Consider the following 23,364-nt stretch of genomic DNA (forward strand, 5'->3'; position numbering starts at 1 on the left):
GGCGGCACGCGTCCTTCCTATAAAGCGTTTCCCGGGTTATAGTTTGCCGCGGTTTTGGGCCCCAGCCAGGACGGGCCCGCCCCTGTGCTACCCCCGAGGACGCCCATTCGGTGAAGCTGATCCCCAAGTCGGTGGAACGGGTCTTTTACGGGCTGACCCGGCCGATGGTCGAGGGACTGATCCGGGCTGGTATCCGTCCGAACGTGATCACCACCATCGGCACGCTCCTGGTGGTGGCCAGCGCGGTGGCCTTCGGCCTGGGCCACGTGCGGTTGGGGGGCCTGCTGTACCTGCTGAGCGGGGTGGTGGACACCCTGGACGGGGCGGTGGCCCGGGCCAACCAGCAGGTGACCCGGTTCGGCGCCTTCTACGACTCCACGCTGGACCGGGTCGGGGACGGGGCCACCTTCATGGGGATCGCCGTCTTCTACCTGCTCGCGCCCGACGGGTCGGTGACCCATCGCGAGCTGGCGATCATCATCAGCATGGTGGCGATCATCGCGAGCCTGCTGGTCTCGTATGCCCGGGCACGCGCCGAAGGCCTGGGGATCGACTGCAAGGTGGGGATGGTGCAGCGGGCGGAGCGGATCGTGGGGCTCAGCCTCCCGACGCTCCTCTGGGGCGCGGGCCCCGGCGGCGTCGTGCTGTTCTGGATCGTGGCGGTTCTCGCGCTCACCTCGGTGATCACGGTGGTGCAGCGCTTCGTGTATGTCTACCAGGTGACGGAGGGCGCGGCCGCGCCCGAAGCGTCGAAAGGACAGTCCTAGTGTCGACCGCAGGAACTCCCCGGCCGATCGCGCCGGCCCAGGGCAAGCTCGGTGTCCTCTGCGTCGGTCTCGGCGCCGTGGCGACCACCTTCATCGCGGGGGTGGAGCTGATCCGCCGCGGCAAGGCCAAGCCGATCGGCTCCCTCACCCAGATGGGCACCATCCGTCTCGGCAAGCGCACCGAAGGGCGCGCCCCGCTGATCAAGGAATTCGTGCCGCTGGCCGACCTCAACGACCTCGTCTTCGGCGCCTGGGACCCGGTCCCGGACAACGCCTACCAGAGCTGCCTGCACTGCGGCGTGCTCGACAAGTGGGAACACGTCGAGCCGATCAAGGACTTCCTGCAGGCGATCACCCCGATGCCCGCGGCGTTCGACCAGCACTACGTCAAGAAGCTGGAAGGCAAGAACGTCAAGACCGCCAAGACCAAGAAGGACCTGGCCGAGGCGCTGCGGAAGGACATCCGCGACTTCAAGGCCAAGCACGGCTGTGACCGGCTGGTGATGGTGTGGTGCGCGTCGACCGAGATCTTCATCCAGCCCGGCCCGGCGCACCAGACGCTGGCGGCGTTCGAGAAGGGGATGGAGACCAACGACCCGACGATCGCCCCGTCGATGCTGTACGCCTGGGCGGCGGTGATGGAGGGGGTGCCCTTCGCCAACGGCGCGCCGAACCTGACCTGCGACTTCCCGGCGCTGGAGCAGCTGGCCAAGGACAAGGGCGTGGCCATCGGCGGCAAGGACTTCAAGACCGGCCAGACCATGCTCAAGACCGTGCTCTCGCCGATGTTCAAGGCGCGCATGCTCGGCGTGGCGGGGTGGTACAGCACCAACATCCTGGGCAACCGGGACGGCGAGGTGCTGGACGATCCCGAGAGCTTCAAGACCAAGGAAGAGTCGAAGCTGGGCGTGCTGGAGCACATCCTGCAGCCCAACCTCTACCCCGACCTGTACGGGGAGATCTACCACAAGGTGCGGATCAACTACTACCCGCCGCGTGGGGACAACAAGGAGGGGTGGGACAACATCGACATCTTCGGGTGGTGCGGGTACCCGATGCAGATCAAGGTCGACTTCCTCTGCCGCGACTCCATCCTGGCCGCGCCGCTGGTGCTCGACCTGGCGATCTTCTTCGATCTGGCCCAGCGGGCCAAGCTGTCGGGGATCCAGGAGTGGCTGTCGTTCTACTTCAAGAGCCCGCAGGTGGCCCCGGGGCTGTACCCGGAGCACGACCTCTTCATCCAGCAGACCAAGATGAAGAACACGCTGCGCTGGCTGATGGGGGAGTCGGCGATCACCCACCTGGGCGTGGAATACTACGAGTACGGGGAGAAGTGACCTCCCGGTGGTCCGGTGGTCCGGCGCCTCGGCCGAGGCGCCAGACCCGGGCCGCCGAGCCACCGAGCCGCCCATGAAATATTTCCATCGCTGCCACCTCCCGCCCGAGGCGGTGATCGCCCAGGCCAACGCGTTCTTCGGCCCGCGGCTGGCGCCGACCGAGGAGGCGCCGCGGCGGCGCCGGTTCTCGGGTACGCTGGGCCAGATCGCGGTCAACGTCCAGGCCGAGGGGGGGCACTACACCCTCGTGACGGTCGAGACCAACCAGCCGGGCGAGAGCGAGGCGGACAAGCTGGCCAAGCGGTTCCTCACGATGGTGCACACGCTGTCCGACCCGTCGCACCCGGTGCGCGGGGCGTACTGAATCCGGGCGGGCGGCGAGGGGCGGGTGCAGATCCGCCCCTCGCCGCGCCCGTCCCCTCGATCCCGATCCTCCAGGAGAAGGTCCCCCATGCTGAAGATGATGGCCAAGGTGAATCGCCGCCTGGCGCCGTGGCTGGCCGCCGTGGTGCTGGTGGCCAACCTCGCGCTCGTCGCGGCCCCCCTCATGGCGCAGGACGCCGGGGCTGCCGCCCCGGTCACCGAGCACCGGCCCGGCGGCGAGGTCAACCTCCAGCTGCCCGACCTGGGCACGGTGGAGTTCCTCGGCATCAACGGCCACGACATTCTGCTCTCGGGCCTGGTGGTCTGCGTGCTGGGCCTCCTGTTCGGGCTGTGGAGCTACAACGCCGTCAAGAAGCTGCCGGTGCACCGGTCGATGGCCGAGGTCTCGGCGCTCATCTACGAGACCTGCAAGGCGTACCTGGTGCAGCAGGGCAAGTTCCTGCTGGGCCTGTTCGCCTTCATTGCGGTGGTGATCCTGGTCTACTTCCGGATCACGGGGCTCGAGTGGGGGAAGATCGCGATCATCCTGGTGTTCGGGCTGATCGGCATGGCGGGCAGCTACGGGGTGGCGTGGTACGGCATCCGCATCAACACCCTGGCCAACAGCCGGACCGCCTTCGCCAGCCTCGCGGGCAAGGGCTACCCGGTCTACGCCATCCCGCTGCGCGCGGGGATGAGCGTCGGGATGATGCTGATCTCGGTCGAGCTGCTGTTCATGCTGGCGATCCTGCTGTTCGTGCCCAACACGGTGGCGGGCGCCTGCTTCCTCGGCTTCGCGATCGGCGAGTCGCTGGGCGCCGCGGCGCTCCGGATTGCCGGTGGCATCTTCACCAAGATCGCCGACATCGGCTCCGACCTGATGAAGGTCGTGTTCAAGATCAAGGAAGATGACGCCCGGAATCCCGGCGTCATCGCGGACTGCACCGGCGACAACGCCGGCGACTCGGTGGGCCCCACCGCCGACGGCTTCGAGACCTACGGCGTCACCGGCGTGGCGCTGATCTCGTTCATCGTCCTGGCGGTGAACGACCCGAGCGTGCAGGTGCAGCTGCTGGTCTGGATCTTCCTGATGCGCGTGATGATGGTCCTGGCCAGCGCCGGCAGCTACCTCGTCAACGAGGCGATGGCCAAGGCCAAGTACGGCAACGCGGTCAAGTTCGACTTCGAGCACCCCCTCACCTCGCTGGTCTGGATCACCTCGATCGTGTCGGTGATCCTGACCTTCGTGCTCTCCAAGCTGATCATCCCGACCCTCGGCCCCCAGCTCGATCCGTCGATGTGGTGGAAGCTGTCGGCGGTGATCACCTGCGGCACCCTGGCCGGCGCCATCATCCCGGAGATGGTCAAGGTCTTCACCTCCACCAACTCGCGGCACGTGCGCGAGGTGGTGACCAGCTCCCGTGAGGGCGGCGCGTCGCTCAACATCCTCTCCGGCCTGGTGGCGGGCAACTTCTCCGCCTACTGGCTCGGCATGGCGATCATGGCGCTGATGGCCCTCGCCTTTGGCGTCAGCACCCAGGGCCTCGCCGACTTCATGAAGGCCCCGGCGATCTTCGCCTTCGGCCTGGTGGCCTTCGGCTTCCTGGGCATGGGCCCGGTGACCATCGCGGTCGACAGCTACGGCCCGGTCACCGACAACGCCCAGTCGGTGTACGAGCTCTCGGTGATCGAGACGCTGCCGAACATCAAGCAGGAGGTCAAGAAGGACTACGGCATCGACGTGAACTTCGAGGTGGCCAAGGAGCTGCTCGAGGAGAACGACGGCGCCGGGAACACCTTCAAGGCCACGGCCAAGCCGGTGCTCATCGGCACGGCGGTGGTCGGCGCCACCACGATGATCTTCTCGATCATCATGGCCCTGACCCACGGCCTCACCCAGGGCATGGAGAACCTCTCCATTCTGCACCCGCCGTTCCTGCTGGGCCTGATCACCGGCGGCGCCGTGATCTACTGGTTCACCGGCGCCTCGATGCAGGCGGTCACCACCGGCGCCTACCGCGCGGTGGAGTACATCAAGGCCAACATCAAGCTGGAAGGCAGCGAGAAGGCCTCGGTGGCCGACAGCCGCAAGGTCGTCGAGATCTGCACCCAGTACGCCCAGAAGGGGATGTTCAATATCTTCCTCGGCGTGTTCTTCTCCACCCTGGCCTTCGCCTTCGTGGAGCCGTTCTTCTTCATCGGCTACCTGATCTCGATCGCCATCTTCGGGCTGTACCAGGCCATCTTCATGGCCAACGCCGGCGGCGCCTGGGACAACGCCAAGAAGATCGTGGAGACCGAGCTCAAGGCGAAGGGCACCCCGCTGCACGACGCGTCGGTCGTGGGCGACACGGTCGGCGACCCGTTCAAGGACACCTCGTCGGTGGCCATGAACCCGGTCATCAAGTTCACCACGCTCTTCGGGCTGCTCGCCGTGGAGCTGGGCGTCTACCTGGCCGAGAGCCAGGGCCCGATGCTGGGCCACGCGCTGTCGGCCGTGTTCTTCCTGGTGTCCACGGTCTTCGTCTACCGCTCCTTCTACGGGATGCGGATCGAGTCCAACTAGCCGCCCGGCCCGGCCGGCGCGGTCCAGGGGCGGAGCGCGAGCTCCGCCCCTATCTTTTCCCCCATCCCATGCGACTACCCAGGCCGCTCCTCCTCGTTGCCGCCATCCCCGTCGCGCTCCCGGCGCAGGGGACGCGTTTGCCGTACCAGGATCCCGCCCGCCCCATCGAGGCGCGGGTGGCCGACCTGCTGCCCCGGCTGACGCCGACGGAGAAGTTCTGGCAGCTCTACCTCCACCCTGGCGACAGCACCAGCGGCCGGGACGCCGGGCCCGGACGGTACGGCATCCAGGTGCAGGCGGCCGGGGGCACCATCGATGCCCTCCGCCAGGTGAACCGGGTCCAGGCGGACGCCCTGGCCGGCTCCCGCCTGGGCATTCCGCTCATCCCGGTGGCGGAGGCGCTGCACGGCGTGGTGGGGGAGGGGGCCACTGCCTTTCCCCAGGCCATCGCGCTCGCCGCGACGTGGGACACGGCGCTGATGCGGGAGGTAGCCACGGCGATCGCCACCGAGGCCCGCGCCCGGGGCATCCGCCAGGTGCTCTCCCCGGTGCTCAACCTGGCCACCGACGCCCGCTGGGGCCGGGTGGAGGAGACCTATGGCGAGGACCCCTGGCTCGCCGGGCTGATGGGGCAGGCGTTCATCCAGCCCTTCGAGCGGCGGGGCATCGTTTCCACGCCGAAGCACTTCGTGGCGAATGTGGGCGACGGGGGCCGCGACAGCTATCCGATCGAATGGAGCGCGCGCCGGCTCCGGGAACGGGATCTCCCCCCGTTCCGCCGCGCCCTCCGGGAAGGCGGCGCGCGAGGCCTGATGGCGGCGTACAACTCGGTGGATGGCCGCCCGGCGTCGGCGAGTCCATGGCTGCTCCGGGACGTCCTGCGGCGGGAGTGGGGCTTTGGCGGGGTGGTCATGTCCGACGCCGGCGGGGTCGGTGGCGCCAACGTGCTGCATGGCACCGCCACGGACTACGCCGACGCCACCGCGCAGGCCATGGCCGCCGGGCTCGAGGTGATCTTCCAGGGCGATGCCGCCAGCGCCCCCCTCTTCCAGGCGGCGTTCGACCGTGGCCTGATCGCGCCGGCGGTGGTCGACAGCGCGGTGGCGCGCGTGCTGCGCCTCAAGTTTGCGCTCGGGCTCTTCGAGGCGCCGTACACCAGCGACACCGTGGCGCGCGCCCTCGCCGCAGACACGCTGGCCCACGCCCTGGCCCGACGTGCCGCCATCCAATCGGCCGTCCTGCTTCGCAACGAGCGCCGGACCTTGCCGCTCGACCCGCGCCGGATCCGCCGCCTGGCCCTCATCGGCGTCGATGCCGACGAGGCGAGGCTGGGCGGCTACTCCGGGTCGGGTCGGCGCCTGGTCAGTGCGCGCGCCGCCCTCGAGGCCCGCCTCGGCGCGGCGCGGGTGCGGTACCACCCCGGGCCGGGCCGGTCGGTGCAGCGCTACGTGACCGTCCCGGGCACGGCCCTCAGCGCTGCCGGGGGCGTGCGCGGCCTGGTGGCACGCTACTACGCCGGGCCGGACTTCGGGCGCCTGGCCGAGGAGCGCCTCGATTCCCGGATCGACTTCCACTGGACCTTCCTGCCGCCGGCCGCCACGCTGGATCCGTCCTGGTTCAGCGCCCGCTGGCATGGCGTGATCACCTCGCCAGTCTCCGGGCCGGCCCGCATCGGCCTGGTGGGCACCGATGGGTACCGCCTCTGGCTCAACGACTCCCTGGTGATCGACGCCTGGAGTGAGCAGGGAGCGAGCGAGCGACTGGTGCCGGTGCGGCTCGTGGCGGGGCGGGGCATCGGCCTCCGGCTGGAGGCCCGCCAGCCGGCGGGCAACGGACGGCTCCGCATGGTCTGGGACGTCGGGGTGGTGGACGAGGGCGAGCGGCGGATGGCCGACGCGATGGCGGCGGCCCGAGCCGCGGACGTCGCGGTGGTGATGGCCGGGCTGGAGGAGGGTGAGTTCCGCGACCGGGCCTCGCTCGCGCTGCCGGGGCGCCAGGAGGAGCTGATCCGGCGGGTGGCCGCGACCGGCACCCCGGTGGTGGTGGTCCTCGTGGGCGGGGGAGCGGTCACCATGCGCCCCTGGCTGGACCGGGTCGCCGCCGTGCTCGACCTCTGGTACCCCGGCGAGGCCGGCGGCGAGGCACTGGCCGCGCTGCTCTTCGGAGCGGCGTCGCCAGGCGGTCGGCTGCCGATCACCTTCCCGGTGGCGGAGGGGCAGTTGCCACTGGTCTACAACCACCTGCCCAGCGGCCGCGGCGACGACTACGACGACCTCACCGGCCTGCCCCAGTTCCCCTTCGGCTTCGGGCTCGGGTACACCACGTTCGCCTACGACAGCCTGCGCATCCTTCCGGATACGGTCGCGACGGGCAGCGGGCTGCAGGTGCGGTGTACCATCACCAATACCGGCACCCGCGCGGGCGACGAAGTGGCCCAGCTCTACCTCCGCGACCCCGTGGCCAGCGTGTCGCGCCCCGTGATGCAACTGGCGGGCTTCCAGCGGGTGCACCTGGCGCCGGGTGAGTCGCGGGAGGTCTGGTTCCGGGTGGAGCCTGACCAGCTGGCGGTGCTCGATGCGGCGCTCCATCCCGTGGTTGAACCGGGGCGGCTCGAGGTCCTCGTCGGCGCCTCCTCGCGCGACCTCCGCCTGCGGGGCGTGGCCACGCTCCGCTGACGCCGGGCCCTTCCGTCCCCTCCCGAAGCGGGCTAACCTAGCCGCGCCCTCACCGGAGAATCCCTGGCATGACCCGACGCTCCCTTGCCGCCGCGCTCCTGCTGCTGCCGGCCGCCCTCGCCGCCCAGTCCGACGCCGACGTCGCGCGGGCCACGGAACGCCTCGCCCCCCGCATGATCGAGATCCGGCACGACCTGCACCAGCACCCGGAACTCAGCAATCGCGAGACCCGCACCGCCGGCCTGGTGGCGGACGAGCTCCGCCGGCTCGGGTTCGAGGTGCGGACCGGCGTGGGCCGGACCGGCGTGGTGGGGATCCTCCGGGGCGGGAAGCCGGGCCCGGTCGTCGCGATCCGCGCCGACATGGATGCCCTGCCCGTGACGGAGCAGGGTGACCTCCCCTTCAAGTCGATCGTCACGGCCGAGTATCTCGGCCGCCAGACCGGGGTCTTCCACGCCTGCGGCCACGACACCCACGTGGCGGCGCAGCTGGGCGTGGCCAACATCCTGGCCGGGATGAAGTCCCAGCTCACCGGGACGGTGGTGTTCATCTTCCAGCCGGCCGAGGAGGGGCCACCCCCGGGTGAGGCAGGCGGCGCGTCGCTCATGATCGCGGAGGGCGCGCTGCGCGACCCCCGCCCGGACCTGATCGTCGCGTTCCACGCCAATGGCGTTCCTCCCGACGCCGAAGGAGAGGACGAGCTCCTGGGCCGGGTGGCCTATACGCCGGGCCCCACCTACGCCGCGGCCACGCGCTGGTCGGCGAAGGTGCTTGGCCGCCAGGCGCACGGCTCCACGCCGCACCTGAGTATCGACGCCGCGGTCACCGCCTCGCAGGTCGTCCTGGCGCTGCAGACCATCCGGTCGCGGACGCTGTCGCCGTTCTCCGACAACGTCGTGACGGTCGGCGTGATGCGGGGCGGGGACCGGAACAACATCATCCCGGGCGAGATGCTGCTCGAGGGGACGATCCGCACCTTCAATGACGCGGACCTGGACACCATCGAGCGCCGCATGCGCGAGATCTTCGACGGCATCACCCGCTCGGCCGGGGCCACCTTCACCCTCGAGTTCGACCGTTCGCATCCGATGACGGTCAACGACACCACCCTGAGCCGGCGCTTCGGCCCCGTGCTGGCCCGGGTGGCCGGCGCCTCCAACGTGCGGGTCGCGCCGCCGGTCACCGGTGCGGAAGACTTTTCCTACTTTGCGCGCGAGGTGCCCGGCTTCTACGTGCGGATCGGCGCCGTGCCGGCGGGGAAGGTCTCCGGCGGACACCACACCCCGACGTTCTACGCCGATGACCAGACCGTGCCGCACGCCATGCGCATCATGACCGCGCTGGTGCTCGAGGCGCTGAGGCCCGCGGCACGCTGACGGCCACCTTCCGGGCGGGGAGCGGGTCGGAGGCCCGGGCACATCGCCCGGGCCTCCTGCTTGACTCCCCCGGCCCGGCTCCCGATCTTCCGCCTCCCAACCCGATCCATGACCGCCGCCCCTCGCGCCACCCCGCCCCCCGCCGGGCTCACCGGCCCCCAGCTGCTCGACCTCTACTATTGGATGCGCCTGACCCGCTCGCTGGAAGAGCGCCTGGTCGGGCTGCACCGGCAGGGGAAGGTCGTGGGGGGGCTGTTCCGCTCCCTGGGGCAGGAGGCGGACGCGGTGGGCAGCGCCTACGCGCTCGAGCCCGGCGATATCCTCTCGCCCCTGATCCGGAACCTCGGGTCCATGCTGGTCAAGGGGGCGACCCCGCTCGAGGTGTTCCGGCAGTACATGGCCAAGGCGGAGAGCCCCACCGCCGGCCGCGAGCTCAATATCCACTTCAATGACCTCGCGCGCGGCTTCCTGGGACAGGTCTCGCCCCTCGGCGCCATGGTGCCGGTGATGGCCGGGATCGCGCTCTCCTTCCGGATGACGGGGCAGCGGCGGGTGGGACTGGTCTACGTGGGCGATGGCGCCATGAGCACCGGCGCCTTCCACGAGGGGATCAACTTCGCCGCCGTGCAGCGGCTGCCGCTGGTGGTGGTGTGCGAGAACAACGGCTACGCCTACAGCACCCCGGCGCGGCTGCAGACCGCGGCCGCGCGCCTGGTGGACAAGGCGCCCGGCTACGGGATCGCCGCGGAGCGCGCCGACGGCAATGACGTGGTGGCCACCTGGGAGGCCACGAAGGCCGCCGTGGACCGCGCCCGCGCGGGGGACGGCGTGACGCTCGTGGAGCTCGTGACCTACCGCCGCAAGGGCCACGCGGAGCACGACGACCAGCGCTACGTCCCCGCGGGCGAGATCGAGGCGTGGGAGCGGAACGACCCGATCGACCGCCACCTGGCGCGGCTCCGGGCGGAGGGCTGGGCCACCGAGCCCGAGCTCGCCGCCACCGACGCCCGGGTGGCGCGGGAACTGGACGAGGCGCTGGCCCGTTGCCTGGAGGAGCCGTTCCCCGACCCCGGCACCGCGCTCACGGGGGTCTACGCCGATCCCGCCGCCGCGCCGCTCGAGTGGTACCGCCGCATCGCCGAGCCGCCGCGTGGCTGAGACCACCTATCTCGAGGCCATCCGCCAGGGGCTCTGGGAGGAGCTCGAGCGCGACGAGCGGGTGTTCCTGCTGGGCGAGGACATCGGCGCGCTGGGCGGGCCGTTCCGGGTGACCGAGGGGATGCTCGAGCGGTTCGGGGCCGGCCGGGTGATCGACACCCCCATCAGCGAGCAGGCCATCATCGGCGCGGCCGCCGGCGCGGCGCACATGGGCCTCCGCCCGGTGTGCGAGATGCAGTTCATCGACTTCATCGCCTGCGGCTACGACATGCTCACCAACTACGTGGCCACCGCCCGGTATCGTGCGGGGCTCCCGACCCCGATGGTGGTCCGGGGCCCGAGCGGGGGCTACGTCCGGGGCGGGCCGTTCCACAGCCAGAACCCGGAGGCGGCGTTTCTCCACACCCCCGGGCTGAAAATCGTCTGCCCGGCCACGGTCCGGGACGCCAAGGGACTGATCAAGGCCGCCATCCGGGACGAGGACCCGGTACTCTTCTTCGAGCACAAGTATCTTTACCGGCGGATCAAGGAGGACCTCCCGGCCGGGGAGGAGATCCTCACCCCGATCGGCCGGGCGCGGGTGGCCCGGGCCGGGGCTGACCTGACGATCGTGACCTGGTCGGCGATGGTCTGGAAGGCGCTGGAGGCCGCCGAACGACTGGCGGCCGTGGATGGGCTGTCGGTGGAGGTGCTGGACCTCCGGACGCTGCTGCCGCTGGACGACGAGGCGATCGTGGCCTCGGTCCGGAAGACGAGCCGGGTGCTGGTGGCCCACGAGGACACCCGCACCGGTGGTGTGGCGGGCGAGATCATCGCCCGGATCAACGAACTGGCGTTCGAATGGCTGGACGCCCCGGTGCGCCGGGTGGCGGCCCACGACGTGCCGCTGCCCTACGCCCCGACGCTTGAAGACACGGTGCTGCCCCAGACCGAGGACCTGATCACCGCCAGCCGTTGGCTGGCGAGTTACTAACCGCTCGACCGCCGCCGCACCGGACTCGGCCGTTCTCGCCGAGCCGCCGGGGCGCGGAGTCGCCGAGCCGACGGAGTTGCCATGGCCCGCATTGACGTCATCATGCCGCAGATGGGTGAGTCCATTGCCGAGGGGACCCTCTCGAAGTGGATCAAGCAGGTGGGCGACGCGGTCAAGCGCGACGAACCCATGTTCGAGATCTCCACCGACAAGGTCGATGCCGAGATCCCGGCGCCCAGCGCGGGCATCCTGGCGGAGATCCTGGTGCAGCAGGGCCAGACGGTGGCGGTGAACACGGTCGTTGCGCGGCTGGAGACTGATGCCAGCGCCGCCGTGTCCGCTCCGGCGCCTGCCTCGGCCTCGGCCCCGGCACCGGCAAGCCCGCCGGTGGCCGCGACGGCACCCACCGCCGCGCCGACCCGGGCCGCCGAAGCGCCGGGCCGCCGGGCCGCGGAGCCGGCGGCGGAGTCGGCGGAAGACCGGCTCCGTCGGCGCTCCACGCCGCTGGTCCGGAAGATGGCGGCCGAGCATGGGATCGACATCGGCACGGTGGCCGGGAGCGGGCACGCGGGCCGGGTGACCAAGAGCGACATCATCGGCTACATCGAGGCGCCCGCGGCGGCACCCGTGGCCGCACCGACGGCGCCGGCCGCACCCGCGCGGCCGGCGGCGGCCCCCGCGCCGGCGCACGCGGCCCCCGGCGCCGAGGCATGGGAGGGCGACCGGGTGGAGCCGTGGTCGCGCATCCGGAAGCTCACCGCCGACCACATGATCATGTCGCGCCGGGTCTCGGCGCACGTGCAGACGCTGTTCGAGGTCGACTACACCCGCGTCTCGCAGGTCCGCGCGCGCCGCAAGAAGGACTTCGCCGAGCGGGGCGTGAACCTGACCTACCTGGCCTTCATCGCGAAGGCCATCGCCGACAACCTGCGCCGGCATCCGGGACTCAACGCGGCGGTCGCGAGCGACGCCACGATCTTCCGCCGGGACATCAACCTCGGCGTCGCCGTGGCGCTGGACTGGGGCCTCATCGTCCCCGTCATCAAGCACGCCGACGAGCTCTCGCTGCTGGGCATCGCCCGCGCCATCAACGACTTGGGCGAGCGCGCACGGACCAAGAAGCTGAGCCCCGACGACGTCCAGCGCGGCACCTTCACGATCACCAATCCGGGGACCTTCGGCAGCTACGCCGGGCTTCCGATCATCAACCAGCCCCAGGTGGCCATCCTCGGCGTCGGCACCATCGAGAAGCGGGCCTCGGTCGTGACCCTGCCCGACGGCACCGATGCCATCGCGCCGCGGCTCAAGGGCATGCTGACCATGTCGTTCGACCACCGCGTGGTGGATGGCGCCGACGCCGACCGCTTCCTGGCCGACGTCAAGAAGATGCTGGAGCAGTTCCCGGACGACGCCGGCTGAGATGACCCGCGTCCTGACCATCTCCCGGGTGACCGTGCCGCCGAGCCACGAGGCGGAGTACGTGCGGACCGTGCACCTGCTCGCCGAACTCGGCGGCCAGCGGGGCCGCAGCCTCTGGCTCTTCCGCCAGCAGGGCGCGGGCGGGCGGTTCATCGAATTCAGCGAGAGCCGCACCGAGCTGACCCACCGGGCCCGGGCCTCGCGCACCGACCTGGAGCAGAAGCTCGAGGCCCGGTTGCGGGAACTCGCCACCTACGAGGCCGACGCGTGGGACCTCTGGGACGAGGTGCCGCCCGCGCTCGCCGCCGAACCCGACCAGGACGGGTGATCGCCATGCCCCAACTCCCGACCGTACGCCCGGAGGACCGCCGATGCCCCGACGCTGCGTGACCGTGGATGGCCAGCGCTGGGACGTGAGCCCGACCGGCCGCGTCTCCCAGTACACCCGTGACGAGTTCGGCGTACGCTTCAGCCAGCCCGGCGCCGCCGGCGAGGTGCGCGTGGCGCGGTTCGCGCCGCTCGGCTCCCGGCTTCCCGAGGAGGCGCTGCTGGAGCTCTCCGACGCCCAGTTGCTCGAGCTGTTCCACCGTTCCCAGCCGTCGTGGACGGCGCCCGAGACGGAGTACCGCCGCTGAACGACACCGTCCCGGTACCCTGCGTTGACCTGCACCTGCACTCGACGGCCTCCGACGGAGCCCATCCGCCGGAGGAGGTGGTGCGCCGCGCCGCGCGGGCTGGCCTTGCCGCCATCGCGCTGACCGACCACGACACCCTGGCCGGCGTCCCGGCCGCGCTGGCCGCCGGCGAGGCCGCGGGGCTCCGGGTCATTCCCGGCTGCGAGTTCTCGGTCCAGGCCACGTGGGGCGAGATGCACCTGCTGGGCTATTTCCTGCCGGTGGCCTGGGCGCCGCTGGAGGAGTTCCTGGTGCTGGCCCGGGATGATCGGGCGCGCCGCGGCGGGGAGATGGTGGAGAAGCTTCGCGCCCTGGGCGCCAGCATCGCCCTCGAGGACGTGCTGGCCGAGGCGGCCGGCGGCGCGATCGGCCGGCCGCACGTGGCACGCGCGCTGGTCAAGGTGGGGGCCGCGCGCACGGTGCAGGATGCGTTCGATCGCTATGTGGGCTGGGGGCGGCCGGGCTTCGTGGAGAAGCGGCTGCCGGCGTTCAAGACGGTCGCCGCCCTGGTCCACCAGGCCGGCGGGGTGGTCTCCGCGGCCCACCTCAAGGAACGGGGAACCCGCAACGCCCTCGCGGTCTTGAAGGCCGAAGGGCTCGACGCGGTGGAGGTGCGGCACCCCACCCACGACGCCGACCTGCGCTCCCGCCTCGCGGAACACGCCCGCCAGCTGGGGCTGCGGGTCAGTGGCGGGTCCGACTGGCACGGCGACGAGCTGACCCAGCCGGCCACCGCCGCGATCGGCGGGCAGCAGGTGCCGCTGGCGTGGCTGGAGGCCCTCGAGGCCGCCCGGCCGCGCGTCGCGGCGCCGACGGCCTGAGCGGCACGGGCACCCACGCACTACCGGGAGTGAGCATGGCCACACAGTGGGACTTCAAGGACAAGACGGTGCTCGTCACCGGCGTGGGTCGCGCGGGGCAGATCGGCCACGCGGTGGCTGAGGCGTTCGGGCGGGCGGGCGCCCGCGTGGTGGCGGTCGACCGCAACGCGGTCGGCGTGGCGGAGCGGGTCCGGGAATTTGCCGCGCAGGGCATCGAGGCCCGGCCCGCCGCCGGCGACCTCACCGAGCCTGACGTGGCCGCCCTCGCGGTGGAGATCGCCCTCAAGCACTACGGGCGGCTCGACGCCGTGGTGAACGTGGCGGGCGGGCTCACCACCTATGGCCCGGTGGGCAAGACCGGGGTGGATGGCTTCGATCGCGAGATCGCCATCAACCTCAAGACGGCCTACCTGATGTCCCGCGCCGCGGTCGAGGCCCTGACGGCCAGCCGGGGCGCGATCGTGAACTTCGCCTCCGTGGCCTACTTCCGGCCCGCCGAGCAGATGGCGGCCTACACCGCGGCGAAGGCGGGCGTGGCCGGCCTCACCCAGAGTCTCGCCGCGGAGCTGTGGCCCAAGGGGGTCCGGGTCAACGCCATCGCCCCGGGCATGGTGCGTACGCCCGAGAACGTGGCGGTGGCGGGCGAGCAGGCGCATTACGTGGAGATGTCGCAGCTGATCGGCGCGGTGCTCTTCCTGGCGGGGGAGTCGTCCGCCGGCATCAGCGGCCACATCCTCCCGGTGACCAACGGCGCCCTCTGATGGAACTCGCCGGGCGGGTGGCGCTGGTGACCGGGGCCGGACACCGCCTCGGCCGCGCCATCGCGCTGGCGCTCGCTGGTCGCGGGATGCCGGTGGCGGTGCATTATCATCGCTCCCGCCGCGAGGCCGACGTCACCCTGCACGCCATCCGGGAGCTGGGCCTGCGCGCCGAGCTTTTCCAGGCCGACCTCTCGGACGCCACCGCGGCCCGGGCATTGCCGGCCACGGTGGCGGAGGCCTTCGGGCGGCTCGACGTCCTGGTGAACAGCGCCGGCATCATGGTGCGCGCCACGGTCGAAGAGACCACCCCCGAGTTGTGGGACCAGGTGCAGGACACCAACCTCCGGTCGATGTTCTTCACCACCCAGGGCGCGCTGCCGGCCCTGCGGGCGGCGCGCGGACGGGTCATCAACCTGGCCGACGTCGGCGGGCTCGAGCCCTGGCCGCGCTACGCCGCCCACTGCGTGAGCAAGGCGGGGGTGGTCATGCTCACCCGCACCCTGGCGCGGGCCCTGGCCCCGGAGGTCACGGTCAACGCCGTGGCCCCCGGCGCGGTGCTTCCCCCGGATGACTGGGACGCCGCCGCCCGCGAACACCTGGCCCGCACCACCCCCCTCGGCCGGCTCGGCGGGCCCCAGGATGTGACCGCGGCGATCCTCTACCTGCTGGAAGGCGGGGACTACGTCACCGGCGAGACGATCGTCGTCGATGGCGGCCGCCTCATCCGCTGACCCCCTGACCCCGCCTATATTTCCCGCTGACCCGACCCCCGGCCGGAGCGCCGGTGGAACACGCCCATGACCCAGACTTCTGCATTCGATCTCGATACCGTCATCGTCGGCGCCGGCCCGGCCGGCCTCTGCGCCGGCATGTACGCCGGCCGCGGCATGCTCAAGGCCGTGGTGCTCGAAAGCCGGGTGCCCGGTGGCGAGCTGCTCAACACCGAGAAGATCGAGGACTACCCCGGCTTCGAGTCCATCCTCGGCCGCGAGCTGGCTGAGCGGATGACTGCCCACGCCAAGAAGTTCGGCGCCGAGATCCGCCAGGCCACGGTCGACGGCATCTTCCGCCAGCCCGACGGGACCTTCGAGGTGAAGACCCTCGATGGCGATGTCTACCGCGCCCCGACCGTGATCCTCACCGCCGGCGGCACGCCCACCAAGCTCGAGGTGCCCGGCGAGGCCGAGTATGCGGGGTTCGGGGTGTCGTACTGCGCGGTCTGCGACGGCGCCTTCTTCCGCAACCAGACCATCGCGGTCATCGGCGGCGGTGACGCCGCGGTCGAGGAGGCGGACTACCTCACCCGCTACGCCGCCAAGGTGTACCTCGTGCACCGGCGCAGCGAGCTCCGGGCCTCCAAGGTGCTGCAGGAGCGTCTCTTCGCCAACCCGAAGATCGAGCCGGTGTGGAACAAGCAGGTGCTCGAGGTCGAGGGGCGGGAGCAGGCCGGCCTGCGCGAGGTGACGGCGCTGCGCCTCAAGGACACCGTGACCGGCGCGGAGTCGCGGCTCGCGGCCAGCGGCTGCTTCGTGTTCATCGGCTTCCGGCCCAACTCGGGGCTCATTCGCGAGCACTTCCGGCACGACGCGAGCGGGTACGTGATCACCGACGACCGGATGATGACCTCGATTCCCGGCCTCTTCGCCGCCGGCGACCTCCGGGTACAGCTCACCCGCCAGGTCACCACCGCCGTGGGCGACGCCACCACCGCCGCCATCGCCGTCGAGAAGTACCTCACCGAACGCCGGGCCAAGGCCAGTGTCGGCGCTTGAGGTCGCCTGCCTGCCCAACGGCCAGTTCGAGGAGAACTGCTACCTGCTGATCGACCGGCCGGCAGGGCAGGCGGTGATCGTGGACCCGGGGGAGGAGGAAGAGCTGTTCCTGGCCACCCTCCGCCGCGAGGGAGTGCAGCTCGCCGCCATCTGGCTCACCCACGGTCACGTGGACCACATCATGGGCGTGCGGCGGCTCAAGCAGGAGACCGGCGCGCCGATCCACCTGCACCCCGATGATCGCGAGCTCTACGATGGCCTCCCGGGGCAGGGCCGGTGGATGGGGCTCGCCCTCCAGGCGCCGCCGCCACCCGATCAGCCGCTCGCGGAGGGGCAGGAGCTCCGGTTCGGCGGCGAGCGCTTCACCGTGCGTCACACGCCGGGACACAGCCGCGGCAGCGTCAGCTTCGTGGCCGACGGCTTCATCCTCGGCGGGGACGTCCTCTTCAGCGGCTCCGTCGGACGGACCGACCTTCCGGGTGGTGACTTCGCCACCCTCATGCAGAGCCTGCAGCGGGTCTTCCTGACGCTCCCCGATTCCACCCGGGTGCTCTGCGGCCATGGCCCGGAAACCACCATCGGGGTGGAGCGACTCACCAACCCCTTCCTCACCGGCGCCTACCGCCATGAGTGACGGCCCGGCGCCACGCGGCGCGGGATCGACGGCCGCGCCGCCGAGCCGGCGTGCCGCGGAGCCTCCGGCCTGCAACCGCTGCGGCGTTGCCGTGACGCGCCGGCCCTGGGGCTGCAAGAACCCCTGTCCCAACTGCGGCACCGTGTATCCGCTCGGTGACTGTTCCGACTGATCGCGGCGCGCCGCCCGGCTTCCTGCCCCCGGGCGACCCCGCGCTCGATCTCTCGCGCAGCAGCTTCCCCTCCCGGCTCGCGCGCCCCGGCACGCTCACCGTCCTCGACATCACCAAGTACTTCGGCGACGCCACCGGCGGCATCCGCACCTATCTCCTGGCCAAGGCTGCGTACGTCCAGTCGCGGGCCGACCTGCGGCAGCTGCTGGTCGTCCCCGGCCCGCACGATGGCCTCGGGCACGCCGGCCACGTGCGCTGCTACCGGCTCAAGGGGCCGCGCATCCCGTTCGACCAGTCGTACCGCTTCCTGCTCGCCACCCGCACCACCCGCCGGATCCTCGAGCACGAGCGGCCCGACCTGATCGAGGTCGGCAGCCCGTGGCTGGTGCCCTGGATCACCCGGCGGGCCAACCGGGCCCTGCAGGCGCCGCTGGTCTGGTTCTATCACACGCACTTTCCCCGGATCATCGATCCGCTCGGTGCCGGTGGCGTGCGCTCCACGCTGGGCCGCGCGGCCTGGGGCTATGTCCGACGACTCGCGGGCATGTACCGCGGCATCCTCGCCGCGAGCGAGAGCATGGCGCGCGAACTGGAGCAGGAAGGCGTCGGGCCGGTGCACCGCGTGGCCCTCGGCGTGGACCTCGGACGCTTCCATCCGGACCTCCGCGCGGAGGCCCCCGAGACCCGGCGCCGGTACAACCTGCCGGACGCGCCGCTGGCGCTCTACCTGGGGCGATTCACGGAAGAGAAGCAGCTCGACCTGCTGCTCGGCGCCTGGCCCGAGGTGGAGCGCCGTACCGGGGCCTGGCTGGTGCTGGTGGGCGCCGGTCCCCGGGAAGCGCGGCTGCGCGCCCTGGCCGAAGGGAAGCAGGTGCGGTTCATCCCGTATGTCCGGGACCGCCATGAGGTGGCCCGCCTGCTCGCCGCAGCCGAGCTCTATCTCTCCCCCGGGCCGGCGGAGAGCTTCGGCCTGAGCGCCCTCGAGGCGATGGCCACCGGGACGCCGGTACTTTCGGTGGAGGCGGGCGGGGTCGCGGATCGGGTGCGTGCCTCCGGCGCCGGGGCGCTGTACGCCGTCGGTGACACCAACGCCTGCGCCGAGGCGGCGCTGACCCTGCTGCGCGGCGGCCGCCAGGCGCTGGGGCAGGTGGCCCGCGGCTTCGCGGAGCGGCACCACGCCTGGGACCAGGCCTTCGACGGGATCTTCGCCGTGTATCGCTCGCTGCTGGCGTCCGGGCGGTGATGGCCCTCTCGCCGCTCGCCGCGCACGGGACCTGCCTGGCGCTCGTCCTGCTCGACCTGGCGGCCCGCGCGGTGCGCATCCGGGCCTGCACTCGCGCCGTCGGGTACCCGGTCACGCCCCGGCAGGCCCTCCAGCTCAACGCCTGGGGCGATGCGGCGGCGGGCCTCACCCCGATGCGCGTCGGCGGCGAGGCCGCTCGCCTCGCGGGACTGCTTCGCGCCGGGGTGCCGGCGGCGCAGGCGTTCCTCGCCGTCGGAATCGAGGTCGTGCTCGCGTATCCGGTGGTGTTCGCCTTCGGCGGGATCCTGCTCTGGCGGTACGCCCCGGACTGGTGGAGCCAGGCGGGGCCGGAACTGCGCGGCCGGCTCAGCAGCGGCTGGCCCTGGGTGGCGTTCGTGGGGCTGCTGAGTGTCGCCGCCGGCGCGGTGGCGTGGCGCTGGCGTCGGGTGCCGTTCCGTGAGCCGGAGCGCGGGGCGCACCGGCTCCGCGCGGGGAGGGCGCGGCTCCCCTGGCCGTTGTTGCTGGTCTGCCTGCCCACCTCGCTCATCAACGTGGCCGCGCGGACCCTGGTGCTGCCGGTGCTCGCGGCCACGCTGCCGGCGCCTCCCCCGCTCGGGGTGCTGCTCGTCGGCAGCTTCGTCCTGCTCTACAGCCAGCTGCTGCTGCCGACGCCCGCGGGCGCGGGCGCGGTGGACCTCGCGCTGCTGGGCGGCGCGGCCGGCCAGCTCAGCGGGGGCGTGACGCTCCTGCTCGCCTGGCGCTTCTACACGGTGGGGATCGGGGTGCTGCTCGGCGTGGCGCTCGCCCTGCGCGCCTTCGGGCTGGTCCCGCTGCGCCGGGCGGTGGCGCGGTTCACCCGGCGGGGCGGGATCACCCCGGCGGAGGACCCATCGCCACCAGCATGACGGTCCGCTCCAGCGTCTCGAGCACGCCGTGCGGCACGCCAGCCTGGGCCCAGACCAGGTCGCCCGCCACGGCGTCGAAGGTCTCCTCGCCCACCTGCATCCTCGCCTTTCCCGAGACGAGGAAGTAAAATTTGTCCGCGCCGGCGTGGGCATGGACCCGTTGCGCCTGTCCCCGCTCAAAGCAGTTGAGCCCGGCAAGCAACCCCGGGCCGCGGAACAGGTCCGCCTTCGTGCCCTGGCTCACGTCGAACCGTGCCTCCGCCGGGAGGTGCCGCTGCGCCATCGTCATCGTCCCACCCTTCGCCAATGTGTCGAGCCGCCGAGCCGTCGAGCCGCCAAGGAACACGCCATGACCACCCGCATCGAGAAGGACCCGCTCGGCGAGAAGCCGGTGCCCGCCGAGGCCCTCTATGGCATCCAGACCGTCCGGGCCGCGGAGAACTTCCCGATCTCCGGGCTGCGACCGCTGCCGGCGTTCGTCGATGCGGTCCTCTGGATCAAGCGCTCCGCCGCCCTGACGCACAAGCAGACCGGCCGGCTCGAGGGGCGCCTGGCTGATGCCATCGTCCAGGCCGCGGACGAGATCCTGGGGGGCCGGTACCGTGACCAGTTCATCGTGGACGTGTACCAGGCCGGCGCCGGGACCAGCCATAACATGAACTGCAACGAGGTCCTCGCCAACCGGGCCAACGAGATCCTGGGCGGGACGCGCGGCGCCTACCAGCCGGTGCACCCCAACGATCACGTGAACATGGCGCAGAGCACCAACGACGTGATCCCCACCGCCATGCGCCTCGCCACCCTGGCCTCCCTGCCGGCCACGCTCGCCGCGATGGATGCGCTGGCCGCGGCCTTCCTGGCGAAGGGCCGCGAGTTCGACCACGTCATCAAGTCGGGCCGGACCCACCTGCAGGACGCCACGCCCATCCGTCTCGGCCAGGAGTTCACCGCGTACGGCCACACGGTGGCTCGCCACCGGCAGAAGCTCGCCCAGGCCGCCGACTGGCTCCGGGCCATGGGCATCGGCGGCACCGCGGTGGGCACCGGGCTCAACGCCGAGGCCGCCTACCCGGCGCTGATGGTGAAGCACCTGCGCGCGGTGAGTGGGCTCGAGCTGCACGAGGGCGAGGACCGCATCCAGCTCATGCAGTCGATGGGCGACATCGCCACGTTCTCGGGGGCCTTCCGGGCCTGGGTGCTCGACCTCAACAAGATCGCCAACGACCTGCGGCTGCTGGCCTCCGGTCCGCGCACCGGGCTCGCCGAGATCCTCCTGCCGGCCGTGCAGCCCGGCTCCAGCATCATGCCCGGCAAGGTGAATCCGTCGATCGCCGAGATGGTCAACCAGGTCTGTTACCAGGCTCTGGGCCTCGATACCACCGTGGCTCTCGCGGCCGAGGCCGGGCAGCTCGAGCTCAACGTGATGATGCCGGTCATGACCCACAACATGGTCTTCGCGCTCACGATCGTGGGCAACGCCACCCGGGTGCTGGCGGAGCGGTGCGTGGCCGGCATCGGGGCGGACGAGAAGCTGTGTGCCTACTGGCTGGAGCGCAGCCCCGCGCTGGTCACCGCGCTGGCCCCCAAGATCGGGTACGCCGAGTCCGCCAAGCTGGCCAAGGAGGCCATCGCCACCGGCCTGACGGTCAAGGAACTGGTGGTGAAGAAGGGGCTGCTGGCCGGCGCCGAGCTGGAGGAGGTCCTGGACCTCCGGGCGATGACCGAGATCGGGGTCCCTGGGGGCGTCGGCCTGCCTGGCGGGGGCTGAGCCGGGGGGGCACCAAGCATGAACGCATGTTTATGCGGATTTCACGGTTATCCGCTTGCAGGTTTTCAATATACGGTCGTATAGTTCCCCTATGCGAATCACAACCTGGACGGAATACAGCCTCATCATCTCCATTCATCTCGCCCGGCGTGGTGCGGCGGGGAGTGGACCGGTGGCTGCCCGCGAGATCGCCGAGCAGGAACGGCTTCCCGGGGATTACGTCGAACAGATCCTGCTGCGGCTGCGTCGGGCCGGCCTGGTCGAGAGCGTGCGCGGGGCCAAGGGTGGGTACTACCTGGCCAAGGACCCGGCCGCGATCTCCATGCGCGACATCATGACCGCCTCCGAGCACCAGACGTTCGAGATGAACTGCGCCACCCATCAGGTCGACAACGACCGGTGCAATCCCGGGGCGGCCTGCAGCATCCGGCCGGTCTGGCAGGCGCTGCAGCAGCGGGTCGACGACCTGCTCGGCGGGATCGCGCTCGCCGATCTCATGAAGCACGAGACCCAGGTCCAGGAGCTGGTGTCGATCGCGCCGACCGTCTGAACGCTGCCTTTCCACGGCACTCCACGCCCGGCCCTCGCAGGCCGGGCGTTATGTTTCCTCCCCATGGATACCCCCCTCCTCGGCAACGACGAGATCCTGCGCTATTCCCGCCACCTCCTCCTGCCCGAGGTGGGCGTCGAGGGACAGCGGAAACTCAAGGCCGCCCGGGTCCTGCTGGTCGGTGCCGGCGGACTGGGCTCCCCGGCGGCGCTCTACCTCGCGGCGGCAGGCGTGGGGCACCTGGGGCTGGCCGAGTTCGACCGGGTCGACGTCACCAACCTGCAGCGGCAGATCCTCCACGGGACCGCCGATATCGGCCGCCCCAAGCTTGAGTCCGCCCGCGACCGCCTGCACGACCTCAATCCCCACGTCCACCTCGAACCGATCGGGGAGCGGCTCACCTCACGCAACGCGCTCGAGGTGCTCGGCCGTTACGACCTGGTGGTCGACGGCAGCGACAACTTCCCCACCCGGTACCTGGTCAACGACGCCTGCGTCCTGCTGGGCAAGCCCCTGGTGTACGGGAGCATCTTCCGGTTCGAGGGACAGGTCTCGGTCTTCGACGCCACGCGCGGCCCCTGCTACCGCTGTCTCTACAGCGAGCCACCGCCCCCGGGTCTGGTGCCAAGCTGCGCGGAAGGGGGCGTCCTCGGCGTCCTGCCCGGCGTCATCGGGAGCCTGCAGGCGCTGGAGGCCATCAAGCTGATCCTGGGCGCCGGGGAGTCGCTGGTGGGCCGGCTGGTGCTCTTCGATGCGCTGCGGCTCCGCTTCCGCGAACTCGGCCTGCGCAAGGATCCGGAGTGCCCGCTCTGCGGGCCGCAGCCGACGGTCACGGCGCTCATCGACTACGAGGCCTTCTGCGGCCTCGGCGCTCCAGCGTCGCACGGGGAGATGGAAGTCGCGGTCACGGAACTCGCGGCACTGTTGCAGGGCGGGGCGCCGCCCGCGTTGCTCGATGTGCGCGAGCCGCACGAGTTCGCCATCGCGCACCTCGCGGGCAGCCAGCTCATTCCGCTGCGGGACCTGCCGGGCCGGCTGGCCGAGGTGGACTCACGGCGGGACCTCGTGGTGCTCTGCCACCACGGCATGCGGTCGCTGCAGGCCGTCGAGCTCCTGCGGGCGGCGGGTTTCCAGCGGGCACGGAGCCTCGCGGGCGGCATCGACGCCTGGGCAGCCGAGCAGGACCCGGCGCTGCCTCGGTACTGAGCCCGGGGGGCGAGTTGACGCGGCCCACGGTGAAAGGGTAGTTTGTCCGCCCACGCCGAAGTGGTGGAACTGGTAGACGCGCTGCGTTCAGGGCGCAGTGGGCGCAAGCCCGTGGGGGTTCGAGTCCCCCCTTCGGCACTCTCCCCGACGCGGGGCCAAGGCACACCTTGGCCCCGTTTCGTTTGGGATACCTTCCCCCGGGCCGAACCCCCTGTCTATCTTCG

At 71.4% G+C, this 23,364-nt stretch carries 22 protein-coding genes and 1 tRNA gene; 22 read left to right on the top strand and 1 reads right to left on the bottom strand.

Annotated features, from left to right (window positions below):
* Positions 1 to 110: 110 nt before the first annotated feature.
* The 18 genes from IPJ95_08570 to IPJ95_08655 all read left to right on the top strand — a co-directional run bounded on the left by IPJ95_08570 (position 111) and on the right by IPJ95_08655 (position 19,616).
* Entirely contained in the window at positions 111 to 767 is a 657-nt protein-coding gene (locus IPJ95_08570; GenBank protein MBK7923671.1) for a CDP-alcohol phosphatidyltransferase family protein, read from the top strand.
* On the top strand, positions 767 to 2,104 hold the full coding sequence (locus tag IPJ95_08575) for an inositol-3-phosphate synthase (GenBank protein MBK7923672.1): 1,338 nt from the start codon (positions 767 to 769) through the stop codon (positions 2,102 to 2,104). The genes IPJ95_08570 and IPJ95_08575 overlap by 1 nt, the downstream gene beginning before the upstream one ends.
* Before the next feature lie 73 nt (positions 2,105 to 2,177).
* Positions 2,178 to 2,468 carry a hypothetical protein gene (locus IPJ95_08580; protein MBK7923673.1) on the top strand — a complete coding sequence of 97 codons (291 nt, stop codon included), beginning with the start codon at positions 2,178 to 2,180 and terminating at the stop codon, positions 2,466 to 2,468.
* Positions 2,469 to 2,567: 99 nt separating this feature from the next.
* On the top strand, positions 2,568 to 5,033 hold the full coding sequence (locus IPJ95_08585) for a sodium-translocating pyrophosphatase (GenBank protein ID MBK7923674.1): 2,466 nt from the start codon (positions 2,568 to 2,570) through the stop codon (positions 5,031 to 5,033).
* Between the two features lie 68 nt (positions 5,034 to 5,101).
* A complete protein-coding gene (locus tag IPJ95_08590) occupies positions 5,102 to 7,708 on the top strand; it encodes a glycoside hydrolase family 3 C-terminal domain-containing protein (protein MBK7923675.1) in 2,607 nt (868 codons plus the stop codon).
* A 68-nt stretch (positions 7,709 to 7,776) separates the two neighbouring features.
* Positions 7,777 to 9,084, top strand: a complete 1,308-nt coding sequence (locus IPJ95_08595) for an amidohydrolase (protein ID MBK7923676.1) — start codon at positions 7,777 to 7,779, stop codon at positions 9,082 to 9,084.
* A 108-nt stretch (positions 9,085 to 9,192) separates the two neighbouring features.
* Complete coding sequence (locus tag IPJ95_08600; GenBank protein MBK7923677.1) at positions 9,193 to 10,242, top strand: thiamine pyrophosphate-dependent dehydrogenase E1 component subunit alpha; 1,050 nt, start codon at positions 9,193 to 9,195, stop codon at positions 10,240 to 10,242.
* Positions 10,235 to 11,215: an alpha-ketoacid dehydrogenase subunit beta gene (locus IPJ95_08605; protein MBK7923678.1), complete on the top strand. Its 981-nt coding sequence runs from the start codon at positions 10,235 to 10,237 to the stop codon at positions 11,213 to 11,215. The genes IPJ95_08600 and IPJ95_08605 overlap by 8 nt, the downstream gene beginning before the upstream one ends.
* Before the next feature lie 81 nt (positions 11,216 to 11,296).
* Positions 11,297 to 12,634, top strand: coding sequence for a 2-oxo acid dehydrogenase subunit E2 (locus tag IPJ95_08610; protein MBK7923679.1), 1,338 nt, complete (start codon positions 11,297 to 11,299; stop codon positions 12,632 to 12,634).
* Between the two features lies 1 nt (position 12,635).
* Positions 12,636 to 12,962, top strand: a complete 327-nt coding sequence (locus tag IPJ95_08615) for a hypothetical protein (protein ID MBK7923680.1) — start codon at positions 12,636 to 12,638, stop codon at positions 12,960 to 12,962.
* A gap of 43 nt (positions 12,963 to 13,005) precedes the next feature.
* Positions 13,006 to 13,269, top strand: a complete 264-nt coding sequence (locus IPJ95_08620; GenBank protein ID MBK7923681.1) for a hypothetical protein — start codon at positions 13,006 to 13,008, stop codon at positions 13,267 to 13,269.
* Positions 13,236 to 14,129, top strand: a complete 894-nt coding sequence (locus IPJ95_08625; GenBank protein MBK7923682.1) for a PHP domain-containing protein — start codon at positions 13,236 to 13,238, stop codon at positions 14,127 to 14,129. Before IPJ95_08620 ends, IPJ95_08625 begins: the two co-directional genes overlap by 34 nt.
* A gap of 35 nt (positions 14,130 to 14,164) precedes the next feature.
* Positions 14,165 to 14,890, top strand: a complete 726-nt coding sequence (locus IPJ95_08630; GenBank protein MBK7923683.1) for an SDR family oxidoreductase — start codon at positions 14,165 to 14,167, stop codon at positions 14,888 to 14,890.
* Positions 14,890 to 15,621 (top strand): SDR family oxidoreductase, encoded by a 732-nt coding sequence (locus IPJ95_08635; protein ID MBK7923684.1) that lies wholly within the window; start codon positions 14,890 to 14,892, stop codon positions 15,619 to 15,621. The genes IPJ95_08630 and IPJ95_08635 overlap by 1 nt, the downstream gene beginning before the upstream one ends.
* A gap of 66 nt (positions 15,622 to 15,687) precedes the next feature.
* Positions 15,688 to 16,662 carry a thioredoxin-disulfide reductase gene (gene trxB / locus IPJ95_08640; protein ID MBK7923685.1) on the top strand — a complete coding sequence of 325 codons (975 nt, stop codon included), beginning with the start codon at positions 15,688 to 15,690 and terminating at the stop codon, positions 16,660 to 16,662.
* A gap of 10 nt (positions 16,663 to 16,672) precedes the next feature.
* A complete protein-coding gene (locus IPJ95_08645; protein ID MBK7923686.1) occupies positions 16,673 to 17,296 on the top strand; it encodes an MBL fold metallo-hydrolase in 624 nt (207 codons plus the stop codon).
* 155 nt (positions 17,297 to 17,451) lie between these two features.
* Positions 17,452 to 18,711 carry a glycosyltransferase gene (locus tag IPJ95_08650; GenBank protein ID MBK7923687.1) on the top strand — a complete coding sequence of 420 codons (1,260 nt, stop codon included), beginning with the start codon at positions 17,452 to 17,454 and terminating at the stop codon, positions 18,709 to 18,711.
* Positions 18,711 to 19,616, top strand: a complete 906-nt coding sequence (locus IPJ95_08655) for a flippase-like domain-containing protein (protein MBK7923688.1) — start codon at positions 18,711 to 18,713, stop codon at positions 19,614 to 19,616. The genes IPJ95_08650 and IPJ95_08655 overlap by 1 nt, the downstream gene beginning before the upstream one ends.
* Here the strand turns inward: IPJ95_08655 and IPJ95_08660 are convergent.
* Positions 19,582 to 19,899: a cupin domain-containing protein gene (locus IPJ95_08660; protein ID MBK7923689.1), complete on the bottom strand. Its 318-nt coding sequence runs from the start codon at positions 19,897 to 19,899 to the stop codon at positions 19,582 to 19,584. The genes IPJ95_08655 and IPJ95_08660 overlap by 35 nt on opposite strands.
* A 66-nt stretch (positions 19,900 to 19,965) precedes the next feature.
* Between IPJ95_08660 and IPJ95_08665 the strand changes: the two genes are divergently transcribed.
* From IPJ95_08665 to IPJ95_08680, 4 genes are all read left to right on the top strand, one after another.
* The gene (locus IPJ95_08665) at positions 19,966 to 21,384 is read left to right on the top strand and encodes an aspartate ammonia-lyase (protein MBK7923690.1); all 1,419 of its coding nucleotides are present in this window, start codon (positions 19,966 to 19,968) and stop codon (positions 21,382 to 21,384) included.
* Positions 21,385 to 21,475: 91 nt separating this feature from the next.
* A complete protein-coding gene (locus IPJ95_08670) occupies positions 21,476 to 21,934 on the top strand; it encodes an Rrf2 family transcriptional regulator (GenBank protein MBK7923691.1) in 459 nt (152 codons plus the stop codon).
* Between the two features lie 63 nt (positions 21,935 to 21,997).
* Positions 21,998 to 23,140 (top strand): molybdopterin-synthase adenylyltransferase MoeB, encoded by a 1,143-nt coding sequence (gene moeB, locus IPJ95_08675; protein MBK7923692.1) that lies wholly within the window; start codon positions 21,998 to 22,000, stop codon positions 23,138 to 23,140.
* A gap of 54 nt (positions 23,141 to 23,194) precedes the next feature.
* Positions 23,195 to 23,278: transfer RNA gene (locus IPJ95_08680), tRNA-Leu, on the top strand.
* The last annotated feature ends 86 nt before the right edge of the window (positions 23,279 to 23,364 follow it).

This window comes from Gemmatimonadota bacterium, assembly GCA_016713785.1.
Lineage (GTDB): Bacteria > Gemmatimonadota > Gemmatimonadetes > Gemmatimonadales > GWC2-71-9 > JADJOM01.